Source organism: Vibrio sp. Hep-1b-8 (assembly GCF_006124995.1).
In the GTDB taxonomy this organism is placed as follows: domain Bacteria; phylum Pseudomonadota; class Gammaproteobacteria; order Enterobacterales; family Vibrionaceae; genus Vibrio.
Map to the genome: position 1 here is coordinate 14,640 of NZ_QEWN01000016.1, position 26,102 is coordinate 40,741.

Sequence of the window (26,102 nt, forward strand, 5' to 3'; positions counted from 1 at the left end):
TTGGAACTCGGAACCTAAAAATGATAGGGATTCGTTGTCTTATTGTAAACTGAATATTCCTGCATTCTGGTAAAGTTTGCGTATATAATTTGGCGTTTTAATGTCAAATGTTCAGCGAAGTATGTTCAGCTTACCGATAGATAGCCTTAAATCCGAATTCTTAAAAGAGATATCGGCACATCATCTGATTGTAGAGGCTGAAACTGGCTCAGGAAAATCGACTCGTTTGCCCTTGTGGGCGGCTGAAAATGGACGAGTATTGGTGATTGAACCACGTAGAATTGCTTGTACCTCGTTAGCTCAATTTCTTGCTGAACAAAAGCAACAGCCGATTGGTCAGTCTGTTGGGTATGCGATCAAGTTGGAGACGCGTTGCGACGATGAGACTCAAATCGTATTTGTTACTCCAGGTGTCGCACTGCGTTGGTATAGTGAGAATCAACTGGCTGGCTTTAGCACTATTATTGTCGATGAATTTCATGAGCGGCGTTGGGATACCGACTTACTGGTTGCTCTGCTCCGAGAGGCACAACGTCATCGCTTAGTGATCACGTCAGCGACTATTGAAGGTGAAAAACTGGCGCGTTATGTCGGAGCAAAGCGACTGCAAGCGAAAGGCCGCAACTTTGATGTCGCCATCGGTCATCGTGCTGGCGACTCTCGCCAGTTGCCTGATGCTCGTCAATTGGATGAAAGAGTCAAACAAGAAGTGATGGCACTTCTGGATGTGGATGGGGACATTCTGGTTTTTTTACCTGGGCGTAAAGAGATTACTCAGTGTCAAAGTAAGTTATCCTCCATTGAAGGGGTTGTTGCGCTACCTTTGCACGCTTCGGTTACTGACCAGCAAAGAGATCTCGCACTCAATCCTCAGTCTTACAAAAAGGTCGTACTGGCGACCAATGTGGCCGAAACGTCTCTGACCATTGCAAACATTGCTGCGGTGATAGACTCGGGTCTGGAAAGACGAACCGAACAACGCAATGGTCGTACCGCATTAAGCTTAAAACACATTTCTAAAGCGAGTGCCAAACAGCGTAGTGGTCGAGCGGGTCGCGTTATGGATGGTCTCTGTATCCGCTTATATGGTGAACATGCCGCATTAGCGGAAGTGACGCCACCAGAAATGCATCGAGAATCTTTGACCGAAGCGATGCTGGCCTCCGCAAGTTGTGGTCGAGCATTAACGGCACTGACATTTATTGAACCTCTACCGGAGAAGTCTGTTGCGCAGGCACACTCAACCCTAGAACAAATGGGGGCGATAGACAGCCAAGGTCTGGTGACTGAGCATGGCCAACGTATCTATCCTCTTCCTATTGATGCTTTGTACGCAGATCTTGTTACCCGCATGCCGAGTAGAGCCTTGCAAGAAGCGATGGTTGATTTGACTTCAGTCGTCGCTACCCCTGCAACGTTATACCGTTTATCAAACGATGAAGAACAACTTGAGCAACTTCTTCAACAAGAACCTCAAGGGTGTGATGCTCAGTTGGCGATTGGCTTGCTGAGAGGAAATCGCTACCCCGCCATTAAGGTTGATCAAGATGTAATGAAAGAGGCGGTTATGTTGTCAGAGCAGATGCGAGCAGTATTTGAGTTACCGCAACTTGACGTCGCATCACGTTATTCTCATCAGGATTTGGTCGAAGCGATTGCGCGATTGCACCCCGAGTTGGTGTTTGTGCGTCGAATGAAAAGAACAGAAGCGCTAGGCAATGGATCAATGGAAGTGATTCTTGGACGAGAAAGCCGTTTCCAAGATAAACACCAAGCCGCTTTGGTACTGGATACCCACAGCTTACCGGGAAGAGGGGTAAAACAGACGCTCAATTTAGCGACCTTTACTATGCCGATAGCGTTAAAGACTCTGCAATCGATGGATTTAGGAGATTGGCAGCAAGGAGAAGTCACCGAGCTAAGCGACACACCAATGATTGAGATGCAACTTGTCTATGCAGGGCGAGTAATCGCAACCCGCTATGAGCCTGCAACGGGAGAGTTTGCCATTAAGCCAATGTTGCAAGCAGTGAAAAATGACCAATATTTGCTAGGTTTGGCAAAACAGCGGCACAAAGAGATAGAACACTGGAAATTGTATGTTTCGCTTGGCTTATCGGAGCAAAAGGTTGATATAAGTGAGCTGGACTTCGACCACTGGTTTACTGAGCAACTGACCCTACTAGAGCTGTCCGACATTTCTGAGTTGGAATTATTTTCCGCAGAGGATTTTGTATTTAAAGGCATTCCTTACTGGGAATATCAGGATTTCGCGGATGCCTATCCGTTTGAGTTGTCGTTGGGTGATTTAAACTTAGATGTTGAATATCTTGTCGACAAAAAGTTGGTTTACGTGATTTACCGCGATGGACTACGCAAAGGGTATCCAAAGCGTTGGGAACTGCCGAAATGGAAGGGCTGGAGAATCCAGTACAAAAAGGCGAGCAAGATAGTGGACATCAAATAGTGCTGAAACCACAGGATATTATTTGGTATCCAAAATATTAAGCAACCGGTCTCTTATATCTCTGGATTGTACACATTTTGTTACCGTATTGGTTTTTATATAGCTTTTTCAAACAAATTTAGGGCATAAAAGACTATTGTTTTATATCCTATTGCTATATAAGGAGCGATCTAGGATATTTAGTACACTGTGTTGCCGATATTACGGGGGATGATATGGAACATCTGGGCAAGACAAGTGTTGTATTCGACTATACCTCTTTTCTCGGTGCTTCGTGCAGTAAAAAATGGACCTTTCTCGAAGCGATGAGCACGTTTGCTCCGATATTCAGCCTAGCGTGGAAGGATACGATTAAAGAGACGCTATCGGTAGAAGATCGCTTGTGGGATCAAGCCATGAAGTCGCTGTCTGCTAACCGCAGTGACGAGTCAAATATTATCACTTTGCTCAAACTGGCTAAACTTGAGGGGGTCGAAGAACTCAAGCTCGTTATGCCATATGAGCTCGATAATGAACAAATCGAACGGCTACGCGTTAAGTCTCACGCTGAAATCGTCAGTTTGTCACAAGATGAATTAATGGTTAAGTTTTAAATAAAAAGATCTCGCATGAGATCTTTTTTACTATCTGCTCAATAATGCGCGTGACGGATCATAATTCTTACAATTCACTCAGTAACTTGCCAGTGAACTGTTCTATATTTTACTTACAATATTTGCCAACAACTATTGTAAGGCAATCGCCCAATATCTCCATTTTTGTTCAGTCAGTGCAGACCTTAGACTTAGCGATTCGGTTTCCCTGAACGATTGAATGTGAGTTGTAAATGGACTTAAAGAGGTCGTAATGGAAGTAAAGTACAGTTGGATACTCGCTCCTTTGCTGCTTGCCACATCGGCACATGTATCAGCAAATGACAGCACGAATCAGATTAACTATGACTATGCGTATGCTGATCTTAGTGCCGGATCGTTGAATGAAAATCTAGGCGTCAACAATAACGTCACCGCTTTAGCCGTGGGCGGGAATTATTTATGGACGGAGAACATTCTGTTCACCCTAGACTACACGGCACGTTTTATTCACCCAGAAGATTTCACTACGGAGTTATACACTCTATTGCCTGGTGTCGCTTATCGCTACCCAGTTCTCGACAAGTTAGACTTAGTTGCTAAAGCTAAAATCGGTTACTTGTGGGCAAAGCAATCGCAAGATTCTACCAATGCTAAGTTGTTTAGCGATAGTGATTTGGTGTTAGGTGCTGGCGTTGAGTTGAAGCATGCGCTGACTGATGATTGGGAACTGACCGCTGGGGCTGAGTTCAATTACACCGACTTCCTTGAAGAAGAGATTTACCAACTGCGAGCGGATTACCGTATTTCACCGCGGATTACCTTAGGTGGATTTTATACTCACCGCAGTGGTGATTTCGAAACCGTTAAGATCAGCGGTAGCGCGACGACGAACGAGGGCGGAATCTCTTTGCGTTTCTTGTTCTAACGGTTTAACCATCAATAAAAAAGCCAGCGATACGCTGGCTTTTTAAGTTGTTTGACCGCGATTAAAGAACCGCAGCGATACCTTTACAAAGAGGTAACATGTTTGAACGAGTCATACCTGCAACACTGATGCGGCCAGAACCTACGATGTAGATAGCGAACTCATCTTTTAGGCGTTCAACTTGCTCTTTGCTCAAGCCAGAGAAGGAGAACATGCCGTTTTGACGTTCGATAAAGCTAAAGTCTGCATCAACACCTTGCTCTTTTAGTGTCACTACGAATAGTTCACGCATTTGTTGAATACGGTCACGCATCTCTTTCACTTCTTGTTCCCATTCTGCACGAAGTTCTGGGTTGTCCAGAATGTGAGTAACAACCGCACTGCCGTGTGCTGGTGGGTTTGAGTAGATAGAGCGGATAATCGCTTTAACTTGTGAGAATGCTGTAGTCGCGACTTCTTCAGATGCTGCTACGATTGTGAATGCACCGACACGCTCGTTGTACAGACCAAAGTTTTTAGAGAACGAGCTAGCAACCAGAATCTCTTGGTTGTACTGAGCAAAAATACGTAGGCCTTGAGCGTCTTCCTCAACGCCTTTTGCAAAACCTTGGTATGCGAAGTCGAACAGAGGTAGAAGCTTTTTATCCGCAACCAATTTCGCCAGCTCTTGCCACTCTGCTTCCGTTGGGTCGATACCCGTTGGGTTGTGACAGCAGCCGTGCAGTAGAACAACATCGCCTTCAGCCGCATTTTCTAGGTCGGCTAGCATTGCAGCAAAGTCTTTGTCTTTCGTTTCTGCGTTGTAGTAAGTGTATTGAGCTGTTTCAAGACCAGCAGCAGTGAATACACCGTTGTGGTTTGCCCAAGTAGGGTTACTGATCCAGATTTTAGCGCCGCCTAGTTGGCGTTTGATAAACTCACCTGCAACGCGAAGTGCACCTGTACCACCTGGTGCTTGTGCAGTTTTTGCCAATTTGTTCGCAACAATCGCAGAATCAGCACCGAAAAGCAGTTTTTGAACTGCCAGTGCGTACTCAGCCGTGCCTTCGATAGTTAAGTATGATTTGGTTTTCTCTGTTTCGACAAGCGCTTTTTCCGCTTTCTTAACAGTTGCAAGAACAGGGGTTTCGCCTTGTTCAGTTTTGTAGATACCAACGCCAAGGTTAATCTTTTCAGCACGGGGATCTTTTTTAAATTCTTCAGTAAGGCCAAGAATAGGGTCTGCGGGAGCAGCAACTACTTTTTCAAACATAATCATCGTCCATGTTTATCGAAGGGAGGATATAAGTAACTCGGTTATTTATACCTGTCAAAACGGAGTGAGACAACAACCAATGTAAATAAAATTTCAAAAACAATGCGATTTTGTTGTATTGGCAAATCAAATATATATTTCTATATAAAAAGTCCCTTTAATCAAACGATAAAAGGGACATTAGTCTAGCGAAAATAGAACCACTATCAGGGGATTAGGCGTGCATCAGTTTTTCGAGTTCGTTTTCCTTTGCTTCCATACTGCGATACTTATCTGCTATCGCAACGAATTCGTCTTCAATCGCAAGAAAAGCCTCAACAATCTCGGGATCAAAATGAGAGCCATTTCCTTCAAGGATAATCGATTTTGCTTTTTCATGGCTGAAGGCTTTTTTGTATACACGTTCAGAGATAAGTGCGTCATAAACGTCCGCTAGTGCCATTAATCGACTTGAAATAGGGATTTCTTGCTCTTTAAGTCCATTGGGATAGCCGCTACCGTTCCACTTTTCGTGGTGAGTGAGCGAAATTTCTTTAGCCAGTTTTAGAAACGAATTACTACCGAGTTGCTTTTCTGCCATTGATAACGCTTTAGCGCCAATCTCTGGGTGGTCCTTCATGACCTCGAACTCTTCATCGGTCAACAGCGCTTGATGGTGTTCAAACTGTGCAAAATGCTTAGCCAGCGCTCGAACATATTCCTGAGTTCGTTTGGTGGTGCTTTTCTAATACCAGCTATGATAAGTAAGTGTTCAAATTTCTATACTTGAATTGCAACTGGCATAAAAAACCTCCGCGCTGGCGGAGGTTTTTATAGATTGAGTTAACTTCGATGATTAGAAGTTTGCAGAGCGTGGTGTACGTGGGAATGGGATCACGTCACGAACGTTGCCCATGCCTGTTACGTAAGACACAAGACGCTCAAAACCTAGACCGAAACCAGCGTGTGGCACAGTGCCGTAACGACGCAGGTCACGGTACCAGCTCATGTGCTCAGGGTCGATTCCCATTTCACGCATACGTGCATCAAGAACATCTAGACGCTCTTCACGTTGAGAGCCACCAATGATTTCACCGATACCCGGAGCTAGAACATCCATCGCTGCAACTGTTTTGCCATCGTTGTTAAGACGCATGTAGAACGCTTTAATGTCTTTCGGGTAGTTCTTAACGATTACTGGCGCTTTGAAGTGTTCTTCTGCTAGGTAACGCTCATGCTCAGAAGACATGTCGATACCCCATTCAACAGGGAACTCAAACTCACGACCAGAATCCAGAAGGATTTGAATTGCGTCGGTGTAGTCTACCTGTGCGAAGTCTGAAGATACAAACTGTTCAAGGCGAGTAATCGCTTGTTTGTCGATGCGTTGGGCAAAGAACTCTAGGTCATCACGACGCTCTTCTAGTACCGCTTTGAATACGTACTTCAGCATGTCTTCGGCAAGCTTCGCTACGTCGTCTAGTTCTGCAAATGCCACTTCAGGCTCTACCATCCAGAACTCCGCTAGGTGGCGACTGGTGTTAGAGTTTTCAGCGCGGAACGTTGGGCCGAAAGTGTAAACTTTGCTTAGTGCACAAGCGTAAGCTTCTGCGTTTAGCTGACCTGATACAGTCAGGAAAGTCTCTTTACCGAAAAAGTCTTCGTTGTAGTCAACTTTACCTGCGTCAGTACGAGGTAGGTTTTCCATGTCTAGCGTAGATACGCGGAACATTTCACCTGCACCTTCCGCATCTGAAGCCGTGATCAGTGGTGCTGATACCCAGAAGTAACCTTGTTCGTGGTAGAAACGGTGGATCGCTTGAGAAAGACAGTTACGAACACGTGCAACTGCACCGATGACGTTAGTGCGAGGGCGTAGATGCGCTACTTCACGTAAGTATTCGATAGAGTGACGAGTTTTTGCCATTGGGTAAGTTTCAGCATCTTCAACCCAACCAACAACTTTAACGTCAGTCGCGGCAAGCTCAAAGTCTTGACCACTTGCTGGAGATTCAACAATCTTACCTGTTACTTCGACAGAGCAGCCTGTTGTAAGCTTTAGTACTTCGTCGTTGTAATTATTAAGATTATTAGGGACCACGGCCTGAATCGGGTCGAAACAAGAGCCGTCATAAATGGCAAGGAAAGAGATTCCAGCTTTGGAATCACGACGTGAACGGATCCAGCCACGAACAGTCACTTCACTGTCTACTGCTAGCTGACCTTTCAAAACGTCTGATACAGGCGCGTAAGTCATGTTTGAAATATTCTCCATTGAGGTAAAAATTCAACCCAATGCGTGATACTCAATAGAATAAATAATGAGCAAACATTGGGTTGGATAGAATTCTATAGATTCAATGGAACATATTACCTTTCAAATATTATGCTTCAACCTTTATTGTCACTTAGTCGAACAAAAAATCCCATTATTCGCCTATTTCTTGCCAGAAAGTGTGAATTGATCGAGTAGAGTCTCAAGATGTTCAGAAAGTTGCTCAAGATTCATACTGATATCGTGGGTCTTAGCCGCAGACTCTGATGTTTGATTGGCATGTCGGGTAATGACTTGTACTTTGTTTTGGACTTGGTGGCTCAGTTCTGCCGTATTGCTGGATTGTTGTTGGATGCTATTGGCATGAGCGAGAGCTTGTTTCATCTCTTGAACGACTTCAGACATAGCTTGGGACAATGCTTCAATCTCTGTTGAACGTTCGTGAGCGGTTCCACAGACCGTGTCGACGGAAGCCAGCGAGGCCTCACTGTCTTGCTGGAACTGAGAAATGATTGCTTCGATACTGCTGGTCGCTTCAGCGGTGCGACTTGCTAGATTACGAACTTCCTCAGCAACCACTGCGAAACCACGACCTTGTTCGCCCGCTCGAGCGGCTTCGATAGCGGCATTAAGTGCCAACAAATTGGTTTGTTCCGCGACACCTTTAATGACTTCGAGAATGCTAGATACCTCAGCAGTCTGGTTGTTGAGTTCGACAATGCTATCTTTGACTTGCTCGATATCGGTCACTAGTCCCTTGATCTCATGGCTGGCACTATGTGCTTTCTCTGCACTTTGCTCCGCGATACGCGTGGTGTGCTTGATCAACGATGAGGCGTTTTCGGTCGCTTGTTCAACCTGAACCTGCTGAGACTGCATCTGTTCAATGTTGTATTGCACCTCAGCGGTTTCAGTTTGCTGATTGGTCGCTGCACTGTCTGTCACTTGAGCAACTTGGGTCAGTTCAGATGCGCTACTTGCGACTTTATGCGACGTGGATTGAACCTGAACTAGGCTATCGTTGACGGTGTCCATAAAAGAGTTAATCGCACCAGATAGCTGGCCGATCTCGTCATTTTGCTTACTATCAAGACGCTGAGAGAGATCTTTGGTTTCGCTAAGGCTTTGCATAAAGCCGGAGGTTTTCTGAATCGGTCTAACGATGATTTTACGGATGAGACCCAGAGTGATCAGAAAGCCAACAAAACCGAATGCAGACATGATGGCTAGAGCGATCAGCGCTCGGTCCTTAATGAGGTCGTTAACATGAGAGAGGTTGTATTCGAGACGAATTGCACCTAGGACTTCGCCTTCTGGCGCTATATGACAGGCAACACAGTTCGTGCCGCGATAGTTTTCGCTTGCTTTCATTGGTAAGGCAACAACGATGCCTTTGCCCCAATCGGCAGAGAAAGGTTCTATAACCAACTCACCGTTAAGTGCACGCTGGTCGATATCATCGACAGGTTTCTGGTTCTCTTGACCAGCGCCGTATAACTTACTGACGACTTCACCGCGCAAAACCCTAACTTGTTCAATACCGTCTTGCGCTAATGCTTTTTGTCGTAAAGTCTCTTTTTGCGCCATTGTGCCCGTTAACATCATCATGTTCAGGCTGTCGAAATAGTTACTTGCTTTGTCGTGTAGTTGTTCACTTAGCACCGAGTTTATTAACTCTCGCTGCTGTAAATATTGGTAGGTGGTAGATGCAACAAGTACTAAGCCGAAGACCGTAACCAGTGTGATGAGCAATTTATTTGTTATGGATATGCGCATTATCAGAAATAGTATTAATAATTGGAATAGACTTCAAAAAGTCTCGCTTATCTATCGACGGAAGGGAAGACGGTAAATTTTATACTGTGACCTTACTCTCTGTGAGGCTTTTGTAAATGTGATGTAAGGGGACTGTAAACAAGCAATTGACGTGCGACATTATTTCGACGTTCTAGAGGGTTTTTTCTGCGGGCAAGCGATTTCCTTATTGCAATCTGACCTGCAAAGCTTGTCACTACTATACTTATTCCTTAGTATTGCGCCTCTTTCGAAAAGCCTGAGAATCAAAATGAAAACTGAATTATACAAAGAGTTTATGTTTGAAGCGGCACACCACCTTCCACACGTTCCTGAAGGGCATAAGTGTGGGCGCTTGCACGGCCACTCTTTCTTAGTTCGCCTCTATGTTGAAGGTGAAGTTGACCCACATACAGGCTGGGTTGTCGACTTCGCTGAAATCAAAGCTGCGTTTAAGCCTATTTATGATCGACTAGACCACTACTATCTAAATGATATTGAGGGGTTAGAGAACCCGACCAGTGAGGTGCTGGCAAAGTGGATCTGGAACGAGCTTAAGCCGAGTCTGCCGCTTCTCAGCAAAGTAGAAATAAAAGAAACCTGCACCGCGGGATGTATTTACAAGGGTGAATAATCTCCTGATGTAGAGTAAAAAAGCGAAGCATACTTCGCTTTTTTTGGGTTCATCAGTAAAGTTTAGCAAATAACTTTAATTGCTAAGCCACCTTGAGATGTTTCACGGTACTTAGCATTCATGTCTTTACCTGTCTCTAGCATTGTTTCGATAACTTTATCTAGAGAAACTGTTGGAGCTGACGAGCGACGTAGCGCCATACGCGTAGAGTTAATTGCTTTAACCGCTGCGATGCCGTTACGTTCAATACATGGTACTTGAACCTGACCCGCTACTGGGTCACATGTTAGACCTAGGTTGTGTTCCATCGCGATTTCAGCTGCCATACAAACTTGCTCTGGGCTACCACCCATCAGTTCGGCTAGACCAGCTGCTGCCATTGAACATGCAACACCGACTTCGCCTTGACAACCTACTTCAGCACCTGAGATTGAAGCGTTACGCTTATAAAGACCGCCGATTGCGCCAGAAGCCGCGAAGTAACGGATGTAGTCTTTTTCAGTCACAGTCTGAATGAACTTATCGTAGTAAGCCAGTACCGCAGGAATGATGCCACAAGCACCGTTAGTTGGCGCTGTTACAACACGGCCACCTGCTGCGTTTTCTTCGTTAACGGCAAACGCAAACATGTTTACCCAGTCAACAACAGACATTGGGTCGTTAGTGGTTTTTTCAGAAGTCAGCAACTGTTGACGTAGTGCCGCTGCACGACGTGGCACACGCAGTGGACCAGGTAGGATACCTTCTGTATTCATACCGCGATCCATACAGTCACGCATTGTCTTCCAAATATTGGCGAAGTAAGTACGTGACTCTTCATCTGAGTGCAGAACCGCTTGGTTTTTCATCACTAGTGTACTGATAGATAAACCGTGTTCTTTACACTGATTCACAAGCTCTTCGGCGGTTGTGAATTCGTAAGGTGTTTTAATCGGGTTTTCTTCTTCTTTGCCGAAGTTTTCTTCATCAACAATGAAGCCACCACCGATAGAGTAGTAAGTCTTTGAGTACACTTTTTCGTCACCGATCCAAGCGTGGATCTGCATGCCGTTTTCATGTAGCTCTAGGTTGGTCGTATGGAAGTTCATACCACCTTCTTTCGGGAACGATACTGTATGACAGTGCATGCCAACAGGAAGGCGCTCAGTTTCTTCTACGCGTGCAATAAAGCCCGGAATAGAATCAATATCCACTTTCTCAGGGGTGTTGCCAGCAAGACCCATGATGATAGCGATATCTGTGTGGTGACCTTTCCCTGTCAGTGATAGTGATCCATAAACGTCAACGGTGATTTTAGTGATGTCGCGCAATTTTCCCATTGAGCGTAAGTCATCAATAAACTCTTTACCCGCTTTCATTGGTCCCACGGTATGTGAGCTTGAAGGACCAACACCGATTTTATAGATGTCAAAAACACTAATCATATCGATTACCTCAAAAGTAAGCCTCCCAGGGGGATAGGGAGGCTTTTTATTATCGTTATATTCTTGGATTAATCAGACTAAAGTCAGTCTAGTGATTAAAGAGCGCCGTAGATTACAGAACTAATTGCCGCAAGACCACAGATTGTTGTGAAAATCTGTACTGGAGCAGAAGTTTTGTACTTAGCCATTGCAGGAACTTTCTGCATCGCGAATACAGGCATTAGGAACAAGATAGCTGCAATCATTGGAGCGCCCATTGTCTCAATCATGCCTAGGATGCTCGGGTTAACGATAGCAACGATCCAAGTAGTGATAACGATGAACAGCAGAGAACCTTTTTCGATCTTGCTTACAGGCGATTTAGCGCGAGACTTGATTAGACCAACTAGACCTTCATGCGCACCTAGGAAGTGACCGAAGTAGCTAGAAGTAATCGCTGCAAATGCAACTAGAGGACCCATGTAAGAAATCAGTGGAGATTCATGCACGTTCGCTAGGTAAGAAAGAACAGAGATGTTTTGCTCTTTAGCCAGCGCTAGCTGCTCTGGAGATAGAGAAAGTACTACAGAGAACACGAAGAACATTACGAAGCCCATAAGCATCATCGCAGCACCACCAGTGATAGAGTCAGTTTTCTTAACTGCATCTTCACCGTACTGTAGGCGTTGTTCTTTAGAGAACTGAGAAATGATAGGACTGTGGTTGAAAGAGAACACGATGATAGGAATTGCTAGCCATACAACTGTTGGCATTGCGCTCCAGTCTGGTGCTACTTCAATCATCGACGTGTTCCAATCAGGGATAAGGTAAAAAGAAAGAGCAAGAAGGATTGCAACAAGTGGGTAAACCATTGCTGAAGTCGCTTTTAGCATCAATTCTTTACCAAATACCACACCCGCAGTCATTGCTGCGATAAGTGCGCCTGATAGTAACCAACGAGGAATGGATTCCATACCCATTTGGTTTACTAGGAATGAATCGACCGTGTTTGTAATACCAACACCGTAAATTAGAACGATTGGGTAGATAGCGAAGAAGTAAGCAAAAGTAATAAGGTTTGCGCCAGTCTTACCAAAATGTTCTTCAACAGTGTCTGTAATGTCAGCTTCAGGGTTTTTCGCTGATAGTACAAAACGTGCTAGAGATTTATGAGCGAACCAAGTCATTGGTGCCGCGATTAGAGCAAGGATAACTAATGGCCAAAAACCACCAGCACCCGCTTTAATAGGAAGGAAAAGCACGCCAGCACCTACCGCAGTACCGAAAAGCGACAGACACCAAGTGAAGTCTTTGTAAGTAAACTTACTAGACGATTGTGCGGTTGAAGCCGCAGAAGTTGTAGTATTCATTTTGTGATACTCATTTTTGGGAACAGGAAATAAGTCGGGGGCAATTTTGCATAAAAATCTTGCAGGAAAACTAGATCTAAATCATGAATTGATGCGAGCTATGTAATGATATGTCAAAAACAGGTTTTTGCTCACGAAAATGATGTGCTACTAGTGATTTATGCTAATGTGTGACATTAGAAAATCTAATGTTGTTATTATTTTGTTTTATCTTTGTCGCAAGAAAACGGTTGCCTTATTGATAGTTAATTTAACTAATGTGAACAGAATATGTTGTTGTATGAGTAAATTAGTATTGATGCATTATATGATTCTGCATGGCGTGAATGATTTGCGCGGTCATTCCCCATATAAAGTGGTGTTGATATGACAAACCAAAGACACGATGTGAAAAATTGTTAACCTTAAATTTCTGACTATGGAGGTGATTTTTATCCAGAATGATCGAAGCAGGGACTTCAAACAGCTCGTCGACCTCATTCGCATCGATCTGGATTTCGTAGTCAGGTGAGATAAACGCTAAAAAAGGCGTGACCGTAAACTTACTAATGGTCACCAGTTCCGGCATTTGACCAAAGATCTCTATTTTATTCCTATCTATACCGACCTCTTCAAAGGTTTCTCTTAATGCTGTCTCTGCTAAGTTCGAATCGGAAGCCTCGTATTGACCGCCAGGAAAACTGATTTGACCAGGGTGGTGTTTGAGGTGTCGTGCTCGGCGAGTAAAAATGATGTTTAATCCGTGCTCGCGTTCAACGAACCCAATCAGAACGGATGCTTTACGAAGATGACTCTGTTTTAGGTGCGCGACTCGTTTTAATGCCTCTTGGTTATAATCGACAGTCTGCAACAACTGAAAGCGTTGAATAATGTGGTTTTTATTTAGTTCTGACAACACGTTAGCTCCTTCATATATTTGAAAAAGGCGTAAATATGACTCATGCTTTCTACTATACTCAAACAAGCAAGGATAGCGCCAAATATGAAAGGGATTATCTTCACTGAGTTTATGGATCTTGTGGAGCAAAAGTTTGGTTTAGATGAGTTGGATAGCTTACTTTTAGCAGCGGAAGATAGCGGTGTGTACACCACAGTCGGTAGCTATGATCATCGCAAACTTGTTCGACTCATTGTACATCTCAGCAAACGCACAGGAATATCACCAGAAGAACTGCAGCGTTTATTCGGACAATCCGTTTTTAGGAACCTGTATAACAGTCTACCTTCTAATTGTAGCCTAGAAGATTGTAAATCGTCTTTTCAATTCATTAAGTTAGTCGAGGACTACATTCATACTGAGGTTAAAAAACTCTACCCAGAGGCTAACCCGCCAAGATTTGACTTTATTAGCGAATCCAACACGGAATTGGTTTTTGACTATGTGAGTGTTCGTTGCATGTCTCATGTCTGCTTTGGTCTTATTGAAGGATGTGCTCAGTTTTACAATGATGAATTGGCAATCTCTATGGGTAAGGTTACAAGTGATGGCAGCCAAGTTAGATTTAAGGTGGAGCTGATTGGACAAGCATAATCAAAGTGGCTCGCCGTTGGAGCGTAAACTGCAGCGTGCGATAGAAGCGCGCAAACAAGCCGAACAGTTGCTCGAAAGTAAGAGTTTGGAGCTATACCAAGCCAACCAACAATTAGAGTTAGTGTTGACGCAGCTTAAACATCAGACGCGCAGTGACCTCGATAAATTAGAGTTTGAGCAACAGATCAATGAAGCGCTAATTCACTACGGGCGAGCCTTCCTTAGACGTACCTTAGATGATGGTATGATTGCCAGCCTATTAGAGCGATTATCCTCAACGAAAGCCATTGAACGTGCTGCACTTTTTATTGAATCCAATTTAATTTCGACCATCGAGGGAACTGAGTTTGGTCCGGTGTCTGCGCGTGAGATTAGTGAGGTAAAACCCTACTCAGTTTGGCAAGGCGATGTGTTGTGTTTGCCGATCGAAATTGATCATAAAACTGCTGGTGAGCTATCTGTGCGTGTCAGCGGCACTGAGATTGACCGGGATTTTATCACTAGCCAGATTATGCTCATTGGTGAACTACTGTGTAGTGCGATTAGTCGCCAGATTATTGTAACCCGTCATCAAGAAGCACGTGCGCGGGCAGAGGAGTCTGAGCGTTCAACCAAAGAGTTCGTCGCGATGATAAATCATGAGCTACGAACCCCTCTAAATGGCTTACTTGGCAGTGCTGAACTGCTTGCCAGCACTCCTCTCGATGAAGAGCAGCAAACCCTGCTTTCTAATCTCAGTCACTCAGGCGATCTGCTGCGCTACATTATCAACGATATTCTCGATTTCAGTAAAATGAATGCCGGAATGATGGAGCTCATCCCTTCACAGTTTACGTGGCAAGATCTGCACGACATGATTAACGGGATTTTCCAGCCAAAAGCTCAGGAGAAGGGTGTCGGATTTAAAATTGAACGAGCAACGGAGATGCCTGCGGCGTTTATCGGTGACTTCGAACGAATAGGACAGATTTTGGTGAACCTTGTCGGCAATGCGATTAAGTTTACCGCGCAGGGAGAGGTCAAGCTAGTTGCCAAATGGCAAGCGGGTAGCTTGTGTGTCGCCATTATTGACAGCGGCGTTGGTATCAGTAAGGAATTACACAACAAGCTGTTTACCCCTTTTGTTCAGGTCGATAGGTCGGCAAAACGAAATTTTGAAGGGACAGGCCTTGGACTGGCGATTTGCAAAAACCTTGTTGATCTGATGGCGGGTGAGATCTCTCTGACTAGCGAACTGGGGCAGGGAAGTTGTTTTGAAGTCAAGCTCCCGCTTAAAGTGACACAAGCCGAGCCTCATAAAGAGGTGATAAAGGAGGCGGGACTAAGTAATAAATCTATCGACAATTTAGCGATATTGGTTGTCGACGATATTCGTATGAACCAAGTCATCATCAATCAGATGTTGAAAAAACTGTCTATTACCCCAGATATTGCCACGAATGGCATTGAAGCGATCAAAGCGGTCGCTATCGGTCACTACGATATCGTCTTCATGGATTGCCGAATGCCTGAGATGGATGGCTTTGAAGCAACGACCTATCTTCGTCAGCAGAAGTGTACTTTGCCTATTATTGCGCTGACGGCAGGGACGACGTTAGAAGAGCGCGAAAAATGCATCCAGTGTGGGATGGATGACATCTTAACCAAACCCTATACCGCCAAAGACTTGAAACTGATGCTCGAAAAGTGGACATGAGATCTGTCCACATCACTCAGTCAGGACTGGAAGTATCCGGCTCAGTTTGTCGAGCGTTTCTTGATATTCGCTATCACACTGACTGTCAGCGACTAGGCCGCCACCGGCCCAGACATGCAATTGCCCTTGTTCAGCGACCAGTGTTCGTATTGTGATGCTGGTATCCATTTGTCCATGACGACTGATGTAACCAATGCTGCCACAGTAGGCGTTACGACGATGAGGTTCCAGTTCTTCGATGATTTCCATCGCCCGGACTTTAGGTGCGCCGGTGATAGAGCCTCCCGGAAAGGACGCGCGCAGTAAATCAGCGGCGCTATATTGGTCATCAAGTTGAGCGCGAATAGTACTCACTAAGTGGTGAACGGCGGGAAAACTTTCAATGTCGAACAATTTAGGGACATGTACAGTGCCAGGTTTGGCAACTCGCCCGACATCATTGCGCAGCAAGTCAACAATCATGAGATTCTCAGCTTGATCTTTTTCAGCATTGGCTAAGTCTTTTGCAGCTTGCTGATCAATGATAGGGTCATCGCTACGTGGGCGAGTCCCTTTGATCGGTTTGGTCTCGATAAGACGCGCTTTGACTTGGAGGAAACGCTCAGGAGAAACACTTATTATTGCGCCTTGTTCGGTACGAATAAATGCTGAGAAAGGCCCTTGATTGACCTGCTCAAGCTTTTGATAAGCCTGCCACTCACTCCCTTGATAAGGTGCTGTAAATCGCTGTGCCAAATTGATCTGATAGCAATCTCCTGAACGAAGGTACTCCTGAACTTGTTCAAATTTGCCACGGTAGTCCGCTTTGGTCATGTTAGAGCACCAAGGACCAACAAGTGCGAACGGGTTACTTTTTTCTGGTGCGTGTTGGTTCAACCATTGCCAGTGCTTGTCAACGTTTTGTCCGACAATACTTGCGTTCTGAAGTTGATGATCGACGATCAGCGCCCAGTCATATAATCCAACCGCCATATCGAGTGTTTTCAGGTCATGCTCCGCCAACACGGGCATGCGCTCGACGCGACGACCCAAGTCATACGCAAAATAACCCAGAGCCCCACCAATAAAAGGAAGCTCACCATCGTACTCAATACCGGGCAACACGCGTGCCTGAACGTGTTTGACTAGCTCAAACGGGTTGGTGTCGGAGATTTCGATCTTATCTGCCATTTTTATGGTACTTCTCTCGCCCGTAGTGATGATTGTAGCGATGGGCTGTGCGACCAATATGTCAAAACGGCTATCAACATGAGTGGTTGAAGGTGAGCGAAGCAACATTGCCCAAGGCAAAGATTCGATGTGATTAAACAGCGAAACCGCTAGGTCATTTTTATAAGGGATCGGTTTGATTTCTAAGCGATTTGGCTTGATGTTATTCATTTGTTTAATTTGTGACAAAGAGATCGTTGATTACGTGGCGTGTTGAGAAAAGCAAGAGTATCATAATGGCATCAAAGGTCGCTACACCAGTGTTTCGTAAATATAAAATCAATAAGCAAACGCTTGTGTTCGGCTAGAAAAGGAAGCACAAAAATAACGAGGCATGCAATGACCGTAATTCGTCAACAGGATGTGATCAGCAGTGTAGCTGATGCGCTCCAGTACATTTCTTATTACCACCCATTAGACTTTGTCCAAGCCCTAGAAAAAGCCTATCAACGTGAAGAGAGCCAAGCGGCGAAAGACGCAATTGCTCAGATTCTGATTAACTCTCGTATGTCTGCGGAAGGGCATCGCCCAATCTGCCAAGATACTGGTATCGTCACTTGTTTCGTAAATATCGGTATGGCTGTGCAGTGGGACTCTACGGATCTAACGGTACAACAGATGGTCGATGAAGGTGTTCGTCAGGCTTACACTAACCCTGATAACCCACTTCGTGCATCGGTTCTCATGGATCCTGCGGGTAAACGTATTAACACCAAAGACAATACACCTGCGGTTGTTCATATCAACATGGTTCCGGGCGATAAAGTTGAGATTCAAATCGCGGCAAAAGGCGGCGGTAGTGAAAACAAAACCAAGATGGTTATGCTGAACCCATCAGATGACATTGCTGAATGGGTTGAAAAAACGTTGCCAACCATGGGGGCAGGCTGGTGTCCACCGGGCATGCTTGGTATCGGTATCGGTGGTACCGCTGAAAAAGCGGCGGTGCTGGCAAAAGAATCACTGATGGAGCACATCGATATCCAAGAGCTTATCGACCGTGGACCACAAAATGCAGAAGAAGAGCTCCGTCTTGATATCTTCAACCGCGTGAACAAGTTGGGTATTGGTGCGCAAGGTCTTGGCGGCTTAACCACAGTTGTTGATGTGAAAATCAAAACAGCACCCACTCATGCAGCATCCAAACCGGTATGTTTGATCCCTAACTGTGCGGCGACTCGTCACGTGCATTTCACTCTAGATGGTTCTGGTCCTGCTGATCTGACGCCACCGAAATTGGAAGAGTGGCCAGATATTACTTGGGAAGCGGGAGCGAACACGCGTCGTGTTAATCTCGACGAAGTGACACAGGCTGATGTTGAACAGTGGAAAACGGGTGAAACGGTACTGCTTTCAGGCAAGATACTCACTGGTCGTGATGCTGCGCATAAACGTATTCAAACGATGCTTGCAAACGGAGAAGGTCTACCAGAAGGTGTCGACTTCAAAGGCAAGTTTATCTACTACGTAGGCCCAGTTGACGCGGTCGGTGACGAAGCCGTAGGTCCAGCAGGTCCGACAACGTCGACACGTATGGATAAGTTCACAGACATGATGCTGGAAGAAACGGGCATCATGGGTATGATTGGTAAAGCTGAGCGTGGTCCAGCAACGGTTGAGTCAATCAAGAAACACAAAGCGGTTTACTTGATGGCGGTTGGTGGTGCGGCTTACTTGGTTGCTAAAGCGATTAAGAAAGCGCGTGTTGTCGCGTTTGAAGACTTAGGTATGGAAGCGATCTACGAGTTTGAAGTGGAAGATATGCCTGTCACCGTCGCGGTTGACTCTAACGGTGCAAACGCTCACCAAATCGGCCCTGATACGTGGAAGGTGAAGATTCAGGAAATGGAATCTCAATCTTAATCACGTTTGTTAAGTTTGTGAGAAATCACAGATTTAATTGGCAGATATTTGACAAAGGTGGAGCAAAAGCTGCACCTTTTGTCTATATACTCTAATTTATTCTTATTCTAAACGTCAGGAGAGCACATGCCTCGCTTTATTCAAATTCTTCAGATAATCATTGCTGTGGTTATCGGCGCATTCGTCGGATATGACCTCATTCTTCATGGCATCAGTATCTTTGATGAAAAATATGTGACTATCACTTGTGCTTTGTTTGTGTTGCTTGAAATCGCACTGTTTGTTGTTTACAAGTTGATTGAAGACGATTAGTGCTCAACCGTAGTTTTACAACTTTAAGCCTCTGATTTTTATCAGAGGCTTTTTTGTTCATCTAGGATTAAGGTTACAATCAGTAAGCTAGTGGTCAGTGTGTATAAAAGAGATAGTGAATGAAGCATATTACTCAAGAAGTGAATGATTTAATCAGCAGAAGCGTCGATTCCCATGTTCGTATTGCCGTAACGGGTTTATCTCGAGCAGGTAAAACGGCGTTTATCAGTTCGTTAGTCAACCAGCTTCTTCATACTTCCACTCACGATAACTTACCTCTGTTAAGTGCTGCGCGTGACAAGCGTTTGGTTGGCGCAAAACGTGAACCGCAAACCAATATGCTCGTTCCTCGTTTTGGTTATGATGAGGCGATGGAACATGTCCTTGCATTACCACCGCAATGGCCTGAGCCAACGCGCGACGTCAGTGAGATACGTTTGGCGCTCAAGTATAAGCCAACCAAGAAAACCAAGAAGTTGTTTGGCAATACAGCAAAGTTACATATCGACATTATCGATTATCCGGGCGAATGGCTGCTGGATTTACCCCTGTTGGATATGAATTTTCATCAATGGTCTCAAAAGCAATTTGAGGCGTTAAAGGGGGGACGTAAAGAGCTGGCCGAGGTTTGGTTAGCGCAATTAGATAAGCTGGATCTTTCAGCGCCACTGAACGAAAAAGAACTCGCTCTCATCTCTCAGAGCTATACGGAGTTTCTTTTCTCATGCAAAGAACAAGGATTTCACTGGGTACAACCGGGGCGATTTGTGTTACCCGGCGAACTGGAAGGGGCGCCTGTGTTGCAGTTTTTCCCTTGTTCTTTTGATGACAATGCCAAGGTAGCGAAAGGCTCAAACTTGGCCATGTTGAAGGCTCGCTATCAGGAGTATCAGCAAAAAGTGGTTAAGGCGTTTTATAAGCACCACTTTTCAACGTTCGATCGTCAAATTGTGCTGGTGGACTGTTTGCAACCACTTAACGCGGGTTATGAGTCCTTTCACGATATGCGCCAAGCGTTAGAGCAAATCATGCATAGCTTCCGTTATGGTCGTAGCAGCATGCTCAAGCGTCTGTTTGCTCCGCGTATCGATAAAGTATTGTTTGCCGCAACCAAAGCAGATCATGTGACACCCGAACAGCATCCACACCTTGTTTCTCTATTACAACAAATGGTGCATCCTGCATGGCAAACCGCTTCTTATGAAAACATAGAGATGAACTGCATGACGATGGCGTCAATACAGGCAACGGAGACGGGGTATATCAGTCAGGGTGAACAGTCTTGCCCTGCCATTCGTGGAACGACGCTTGATGGAGAGGCCATGACGGTGTTTCCTGGTGAGGTACCGAGAAAGCTTCCTGCAGCGGATTATTGGCAGAAGCAAGGGTTTGAGTTTACATCATTCAGACCGAGAGAGTGGGGTGGAGATGACCCGTTACCGCATATCCGAATGGACAAGGCACTAGAGTATTTGATTGGGGATAAGCTGAGATGAGTACGTCAGATAAAACGCAACTAAAACAGAAACACGTCTTCGACCAGACGTTTGGCGATGAGTCGTCCCCCATTCAACAAGAACTGACCTCACAGAAGCACTTTGAGCCGCAAGAAAAATTTGTGCCCGTTGAAATTGAAGTCGAACATCAAGATGACCGGACAGAGCAAAATCTAGAGCAAATTATTCGACCCCAAAAGGGTTCAAAGTGGTTTTCGATAGGCTTGTTAACTGCATTTTCAGGCTTGGTCGGGTGGCAAGCGATAGATAGCGTTGTCACTGCTATTCAAAGCGCAGATTGGCTCTCATTGGGGTGGTCAGGGTTTATCGCGACCATCGCTATGTTTGGAATTGGTTCTATTGGACGCGAACTCTATAAGCTGCGTAAGCTACGCAATCACTTTAGTGTACAAGAGCAAAGTGAGGCGTTGCTTGCTGCCAATAGTGTTGGCCAAGGGAAAGCATTTTGTCAGTCAGTGGCGAAACAGTCAGGTATTGGTACTGAGTCACCAAGTTATGACCGTTGGATCAATAGCATCAATGGTTCACATAGTGATAGTGAAGTGCTTGAAATGTATGACGCCATGGTGGTGGCGGAGCAAGATAAAATAGCCACTAAGATAGTCTCACAGCATGCAACGGAATCGGCGGCTTTGGTGGCGATTAGTCCACTTGCCATTGCTGATATGTTACTTGTCGCGTGGCGAAACTTCAAAATGATCGACAACCTCGCAGACGTTTATGGAGTAGAGCTGGGTTACTGGTCTAGACTCAAATTGTTCAAAGCGACTCTGGTCAACATGGCCGCTGCTGGAGCGAGTGAACTGGCGGTTGATGCAGGTATGGATCTGATGTCGATGGATCTCGCTGGAAGAGTCTCTGCCAGAGCGGGTCAAGGATTGGGTGTTGGCATTCTGACCGCAAGGTTGGGGCTCAAAGCGATGGCTTTACTTAGACCTTTACCGTGGAACAAAGAGCGCCAAGTTAGGTTAGGGGCGATCCGCAAGCAAATCGTTGAAAAAGTCGCCGCTATTACAATCAAATAGTGCGAATGTGAAGCAAGTAATATCAGTTTGCTTGACGAGGATCTAGGCTTAGTAGAAACTACTGTCAACTTTTCGTGACACCTTAGTTAGGAACTCATACGTGCGTCTAGAAGTTTTTTGTGAAGACAGACTTGGTTTGACTCGTGAATTGCTCGATATTCTTGCTTCGAAAAACATTGATCTTCGCGGTATCGAAATCGATGTGAGCGGTATTATCTACCTCAACTGTCCGGATATCGACTTTGATACCTTTAGTGAGCTTATGGCTGAAATTCGCCGTATCTCAGGTGTTAATGACGTGCGAAAAATCCAATTCATGCCAATTGAACGCCACAATAATGAGCTAATTTCTCTGCTTAACAACCTGCCAGAACCGGTATTGGCTATCGATTTAAAAGGCAATGTGGATATGGCAAACCACGCCGCGTTGACCCTATTTAGTCGTGAAGAAGCGGAAATCATTGGTCATCAGATCACCTCGTTGTTGCCTAACTTCAATTTCGCTAAGTGGGTTGAAGGTAAGATAACTCGATTGAGAGAAAATATTGTCATCGGTGGTTTGGATTACATGATGGAAATCATGCCTGTCTATATCAGTGATGAGTCAAATGAGTCTGTGCTGGCGAGTACGGTGATGATCATCCGTTCCGTACAGGAAAAAGCGATATTTGATGACTCTTTACCACAACACAATAATCTTGGGTTTGAGCATTTTGTCGGGGTGTCAAATAGACATAAGGCGCTGATTAGCCAAGCTAAGAAGCTGTCAATGCTAGACCAACCGCTACTCATTCAAGGTGAAACGGGAACCGGTAAAGAGATGCTAGCTCGTGCATGTCATAACCGTTCAAATCGCGCTTCTAAGCCGTTCTTGGTTTTGAGCTGTGCTTCGATGCCTGACGATGTTGCTGAAACTGAATTATTTGGTCACGCACCGGGTTCATTCAACCATGAGCAAGGCCATAAAGGTATATTTGAGCAAGCGAATGGCGGCACGGTTTTCCTTGATGAAATTGGGGAGATGAGCCCGCATCTGCAAATCAAATTACTGCGATTGCTACAAGATGGCACGTTTAGACGTGTCGGAGAAGAGCATGAAGTTCATGTCGATGTTAGGGTGATTGCTTCAACCAGACATCAACTGGCTGATTTAGCCGAGTCAGGCGTATTCCGTGAAGATCTTTTTTATCGTCTCAACGTGCTTACACTACTTATTCCACCGTTAAGGGAACGCTCAAACGATATTGCACCGCTGCTTGAATTGTTTGTTGCTAAGTACGTAAAACAACTAGGCATATCGAAGCCAATCATCGCAGAGGATCTGGCTGACCAGTTAGTGATGTATCAATGGCCAGGTAACATGCGCCAGCTTGAAAACATGGTGCTTCGCGCTTTGACCGAGCTTGAAACGGACGACTTGACGGCGGATCTTTTCCATCTTCCTCAGCTCGAAACTCCGACATCAAATGGGCCGATATTGAGTTTGGATGGTTCACTTGATGAGATCATGAAAGAGTACGAATCTCAGGTGCTAGAACGCTTATATCACTCATTCCCGTCTAGTCGTAAACTCGCCAAGAGACTCAATGTTTCTCACACCTCGGTGGCAAACAAGTTACGTGAATATGGAATAAGAAAAAATTAAATGGAAAGAGTGAGTACCCCTACCCAAGTCTTTGAGTGGGATGAGGACATCGTCGTTCGTAGTGCAGAGCCTATGGATGGAAAACTGATCTCAGATTACTTTATTGCAAACAGAGAGCATTTAAAACCGTGGGAACCCAAGCGAGACGAAGCCTTTTTTGATGAATCCGGATGGACTCAGCGACTCATCAAACTCGCTGAGCTACATCGAATGGGGCTGGGCTACTATTTGCTGATCCTTGATCGTTCGACAAATGAAATGTTAGGCACAATCTCGTTTAGCAATATCGCTCGGTTCCCATTCCATGCGTGTAATGTCGGTTACTCCCTAGCGCACTGTGCACAGGGAAGAGGCGCGATGACACGAGGATTAAAATTAGCGGTCAATTACATGTTCAACATTCAGAACATGCATCGCATTATGGCGAGTTATATGCCGCGCAATGTTCGCAGTGAAGCGGTATTGGAAAGGGTAGGATTTCAAAAAGAAGGCTTTGCGAAAGACTACTTGCTCATTGATGGGCAATGGGAAGATCATTGTTTAACGTCATTAGTTAATCCGAATTGGACACAAGTATGAGCGCTTCAAGATTAGAACAACAGTTGGCTCTGCTCATGGAGCTTGACCAGCTTAAATCCGTGCTGAGACGCACCCGAGTCAAAAGCGCGGAAGGAAGGCTAGAAAATAGTGCTGAACACAGTTGGCATGTCGCTTTGATGGCGATCTTAATGGAAGAACATGCCAATCAACCGGTAGATATTTCTCGCGTGGTGAAAATGTTGCTTCTTCACGATGTGGTAGAAATTGATGCAGGTGATACCTTTGTCTATGATGTTGCCGCGTCGGCACAGCAAGAGCAGAAAGAGCTTGAAGCAGCCCAACGTTTGTTCGGTATGCTGCCAAGTGACCAAGGTCAGTCTTTGCTAGAACTGTGGCTAGAATTTGAATCTGCAACGTCAGCAGATGCTAAATTTGCCAAAGCATTGGACAGGATTATTCCAATGCTTTTGAACTACCATAACCAGGGGCAAAGCTGGCAAGAGCATGGTGTTACACGACAACAAGCGCTAACAGTGAATCAAAAAATAGAGTACGGCTCTGAGGCTCTATGGGAAAAAGCGCAGCAAATTATTAATGATGCGACTCTCAATGGCTGGCTAAAAGCATAACGCTTTAAGAGGAATATTAATGTCTTACCAAACTTTGGACCAATACCAAAGAAAATGGATTTTTACTCACCAATCTATGCCAGTACCCGAGGCTGACTTAGAATCAATCAAACCGATGTCGCAAGCCCGAGCGTCTCAGTTATGGAAAGAAAACATCAGTGCTCAAAGTCCTGACTCAGAGCGTTTTAGCTCTAGTGACTGGCCGATGAAAGAATCTAACTGGAAAGAGACGGTGGACTGGATGTCTGCTTGGGAGTCCGATGATGAAGCGTTGCCTGCGGCAGTTGACGCTTTTATTGACTGGCAAGACGACGTTACGGTGTACTTTTGCTATGAGAAGTACAATATCATTGAGACCAAATGGTCGGTGTTTAAGAAGCATTGGAAGAATTTTCTTTTTTACGATGATGGCCCAATTTTAATTGGCCGCCGCCGTGGCGAAGCGCTTTGGTTTGATACCCAAGGCAATGTCAAAATGGGATTTCGAAAATAAAAAGAGCAGCCAATGGCTGCTCTTTTTATGTGCTATATGTGTCACTGTCTCAAAGTCGGGTCTACACATCGTCCCGATGGGGAGCTGTTTTAAAAGATCATTGCTGGATCCAATAAGTGCCGGAAAAGTAAAGAGTTTGATCAATGAAATGATGTGATTTTCATCCCAAAAATGAACCTATATTTTGCGTGGATTTGGTATTTTGGTATCATTTTTTAGACAAATTAATTCAATGTGTAGTTTCTACAAACCATAGAGTCTTAGGGAAAAGCAGTGGCCATGAACATATCTAAATTACGCGAAGATTTTTATGCTCATATAAGTGCAATTCAAGCTTACGCGCTTCCGCAATCCAAGCCGACCTTGTCGCTGCTGACAGATGAAGAGGTGCGAGAGTTAGAAGCATGTTGGATTGAACTTTCTGTGTGGAAGAACCAACAAGATTAAACACCTCTGCCCCTGTAGTCATATCATTGAATATTGATAACCTCGCGATTTCTGATCGTCGAGGTTTTTTATTGCCATAAATATCAAGTGTTATATTATAACAATTGTGATCTAATCGTTGAATTCTAGAGTAAGAGTCCCCATAGTTATCATCAAGTGGAGCATTATCAATGAATGCAGCGACAGAATTAAAATATCAAGAAACCCAAGTGAGTAAAAATATGGCGGAAGTAAGAGCCAGAGTTGAATTCAAAGTCGGTGCTAACAGCAGTATCGATGCAGAACTTCTTTCTTTCCATGGATTGAAAACCGAAAAAGAGCATGTTGCGGTCATTTTTAAACATGCCGATCAAACTCAGCAAACCCCGCTGGTTCGCATGCATTCTGAATGTCTTACAGGCGATGTATTCCATTCATCCCGCTGCGATTGCGGCGAGCAACTTGATGAGACGATTAATCGCATGGCGGAATCTGGCGGTATTATCCTTTACTTAAGACAAGAAGGTCGCGGTATTGGT

Annotated in this window: 22 protein-coding genes and 2 pseudogenes; 16 read left to right on the plus strand and 8 right to left on the minus strand. The window is 44.9% G+C overall.

Translation table 11 applies throughout. From position 1 onward, the window contains the following. Nucleotides 1–121 precede the first annotated feature (121 nt). The 3 genes from DA100_RS04990 (at nucleotide 122) to DA100_RS05000 (ending at nucleotide 3,967) form a co-directional block, all read left to right on the plus strand. The gene (locus DA100_RS04990; RefSeq protein WP_138971195.1) at nucleotides 122–2,467 is read left to right on the plus strand and encodes a helicase-related protein; all 2,346 of its coding nucleotides are present in this window, start codon (nucleotides 122–124) and stop codon (nucleotides 2,465–2,467) included. 215 nt (nucleotides 2,468–2,682) lie between these two features. Continuing rightward, a complete protein-coding gene (locus tag DA100_RS04995) occupies nucleotides 2,683–3,060 on the plus strand; it encodes a transporter (protein ID WP_138971174.1) in 378 nt (125 codons plus the stop codon). Between the two features lie 253 nt (nucleotides 3,061–3,313). Next, on the plus strand, nucleotides 3,314–3,967 hold the full coding sequence (locus DA100_RS05000) for an outer membrane beta-barrel protein (protein WP_138971175.1): 654 nt from the start codon (nucleotides 3,314–3,316) through the stop codon (nucleotides 3,965–3,967). A gap of 61 nt (nucleotides 3,968–4,028) precedes the next feature. Here the strand turns inward: DA100_RS05000 and DA100_RS05005 are convergent, their stop codons facing one another. The 4 genes and pseudogenes from DA100_RS05005 to DA100_RS05020 form a co-directional block, all read right to left on the minus strand. Next, the gene (locus DA100_RS05005; RefSeq protein WP_138971176.1) at nucleotides 4,029–5,219 is read right to left on the minus strand and encodes an amino acid aminotransferase; all 1,191 of its coding nucleotides are present in this window, start codon (nucleotides 5,217–5,219) and stop codon (nucleotides 4,029–4,031) included. A gap of 217 nt (nucleotides 5,220–5,436) precedes the next feature. Continuing rightward, nucleotides 5,437–5,931: pseudogene (locus DA100_RS05010) on the minus strand (HD domain-containing phosphohydrolase); the annotation flags it as partial. Nucleotides 5,932–6,057: 126 nt separating this feature from the next. Then, entirely contained in the window at nucleotides 6,058–7,458 is a 1,401-nt protein-coding gene (asnS, locus tag DA100_RS05015; RefSeq protein WP_138971177.1) for an asparagine--tRNA ligase, read from the minus strand. A gap of 180 nt (nucleotides 7,459–7,638) precedes the next feature. Further along, on the minus strand, nucleotides 7,639–9,252 hold the full coding sequence (locus DA100_RS05020; RefSeq protein ID WP_138971178.1) for a methyl-accepting chemotaxis protein: 1,614 nt from the start codon (nucleotides 9,250–9,252) through the stop codon (nucleotides 7,639–7,641). 289 nt (nucleotides 9,253–9,541) lie between these two features. On the opposite strand from DA100_RS05020, the gene queD reads away from it, so the two are divergent. Further along, complete coding sequence (queD, locus tag DA100_RS05025) at nucleotides 9,542–9,904, plus strand: 6-carboxytetrahydropterin synthase QueD (RefSeq protein ID WP_171052143.1); 363 nt, start codon at nucleotides 9,542–9,544, stop codon at nucleotides 9,902–9,904. 62 nt (nucleotides 9,905–9,966) lie between these two features. Here queD and DA100_RS05030 read toward each other — a convergent pair whose 3' ends face one another. The 3 genes from DA100_RS05030 to DA100_RS05040 form a co-directional block, all read right to left on the minus strand. Further along, nucleotides 9,967–11,328 (minus strand): L-serine ammonia-lyase, encoded by a 1,362-nt coding sequence (locus DA100_RS05030; protein WP_138971179.1) that lies wholly within the window; start codon nucleotides 11,326–11,328, stop codon nucleotides 9,967–9,969. Nucleotides 11,329–11,423: 95 nt separating this feature from the next. After that, on the minus strand, nucleotides 11,424–12,677 hold the full coding sequence (locus DA100_RS05035; protein WP_138971180.1) for an aromatic amino acid transport family protein: 1,254 nt from the start codon (nucleotides 12,675–12,677) through the stop codon (nucleotides 11,424–11,426). Nucleotides 12,678–12,966: 289 nt separating this feature from the next. Further along, entirely contained in the window at nucleotides 12,967–13,575 is a 609-nt protein-coding gene (locus DA100_RS05040; protein ID WP_138971181.1) for a CoA pyrophosphatase, read from the minus strand. Between the two features lie 84 nt (nucleotides 13,576–13,659). Between DA100_RS05040 and DA100_RS05045 the strand changes: the two genes are divergently transcribed. Both DA100_RS05045 and DA100_RS05050 read left to right on the plus strand, forming a co-directional pair. Then, on the plus strand, nucleotides 13,660–14,208 hold the full coding sequence (locus DA100_RS05045; RefSeq protein WP_138971182.1) for a heme NO-binding domain-containing protein: 549 nt from the start codon (nucleotides 13,660–13,662) through the stop codon (nucleotides 14,206–14,208). Further along, entirely contained in the window at nucleotides 14,195–15,904 is a 1,710-nt protein-coding gene (locus DA100_RS05050) for an ATP-binding protein (RefSeq protein WP_138971183.1), read from the plus strand. The genes DA100_RS05045 and DA100_RS05050 overlap by 14 nt, the downstream gene beginning before the upstream one ends. Nucleotides 15,905–15,916: 12 nt before the next feature. Here DA100_RS05050 and pabB read toward each other — a convergent pair whose 3' ends face one another. Next, nucleotides 15,917–17,284 carry an aminodeoxychorismate synthase component I gene (pabB, locus tag DA100_RS05055; protein ID WP_138971184.1) on the minus strand — a complete coding sequence of 456 codons (1,368 nt, stop codon included), beginning with the start codon at nucleotides 17,282–17,284 and terminating at the stop codon, nucleotides 15,917–15,919. Between the two features lie 168 nt (nucleotides 17,285–17,452). Between pabB and DA100_RS05060 the strand changes: the two genes are divergently transcribed. The 10 genes and pseudogenes from DA100_RS05060 to DA100_RS05100 all read left to right on the plus strand — a co-directional run. Next, nucleotides 17,453–18,976: a fumarate hydratase gene (locus tag DA100_RS05060; RefSeq protein WP_138971185.1), complete on the plus strand. Its 1,524-nt coding sequence runs from the start codon at nucleotides 17,453–17,455 to the stop codon at nucleotides 18,974–18,976. A 126-nt stretch (nucleotides 18,977–19,102) separates the two neighbouring features. Next, nucleotides 19,103–19,288, plus strand: a complete 186-nt coding sequence (locus tag DA100_RS05065; protein ID WP_138971186.1) for a hypothetical protein — start codon at nucleotides 19,103–19,105, stop codon at nucleotides 19,286–19,288. 119 nt (nucleotides 19,289–19,407) lie between these two features. Next, on the plus strand, nucleotides 19,408–20,784 hold the full coding sequence (locus tag DA100_RS05070; RefSeq protein WP_138971187.1) for a YcjX family protein: 1,377 nt from the start codon (nucleotides 19,408–19,410) through the stop codon (nucleotides 20,782–20,784). Further along, nucleotides 20,781–21,830 (plus strand): TIGR01620 family protein, encoded by a 1,050-nt coding sequence (locus DA100_RS05075; RefSeq protein WP_138971188.1) that lies wholly within the window; start codon nucleotides 20,781–20,783, stop codon nucleotides 21,828–21,830. Before DA100_RS05070 ends, DA100_RS05075 begins: the two co-directional genes overlap by 4 nt. A 100-nt stretch (nucleotides 21,831–21,930) precedes the next feature. Continuing rightward, nucleotides 21,931–23,475 carry a transcriptional regulator TyrR gene (tyrR, locus tag DA100_RS05080; RefSeq protein WP_138971189.1) on the plus strand — a complete coding sequence of 515 codons (1,545 nt, stop codon included), beginning with the start codon at nucleotides 21,931–21,933 and terminating at the stop codon, nucleotides 23,473–23,475. After that, complete coding sequence (gene rimJ / locus DA100_RS05085) at nucleotides 23,476–24,054, plus strand: ribosomal protein S5-alanine N-acetyltransferase (RefSeq protein WP_138971190.1); 579 nt, start codon at nucleotides 23,476–23,478, stop codon at nucleotides 24,052–24,054. After that, the gene (locus DA100_RS05090; protein WP_138971191.1) at nucleotides 24,051–24,644 is read left to right on the plus strand and encodes an HD domain-containing protein; all 594 of its coding nucleotides are present in this window, start codon (nucleotides 24,051–24,053) and stop codon (nucleotides 24,642–24,644) included. The genes rimJ and DA100_RS05090 overlap by 4 nt, the downstream gene beginning before the upstream one ends. Before the next feature lie 19 nt (nucleotides 24,645–24,663). Beyond that, a complete protein-coding gene (locus DA100_RS05095) occupies nucleotides 24,664–25,137 on the plus strand; it encodes a DUF2947 domain-containing protein (RefSeq protein WP_138971192.1) in 474 nt (157 codons plus the stop codon). 279 nt (nucleotides 25,138–25,416) lie between these two features. Beyond that, entirely contained in the window at nucleotides 25,417–25,584 is a 168-nt protein-coding gene (locus tag DA100_RS20855; protein ID WP_171052144.1) for a hypothetical protein, read from the plus strand. A 170-nt stretch (nucleotides 25,585–25,754) separates the two neighbouring features. Continuing rightward, nucleotides 25,755–26,102: pseudogene (locus DA100_RS05100) on the plus strand (GTP cyclohydrolase); the annotation flags it as partial.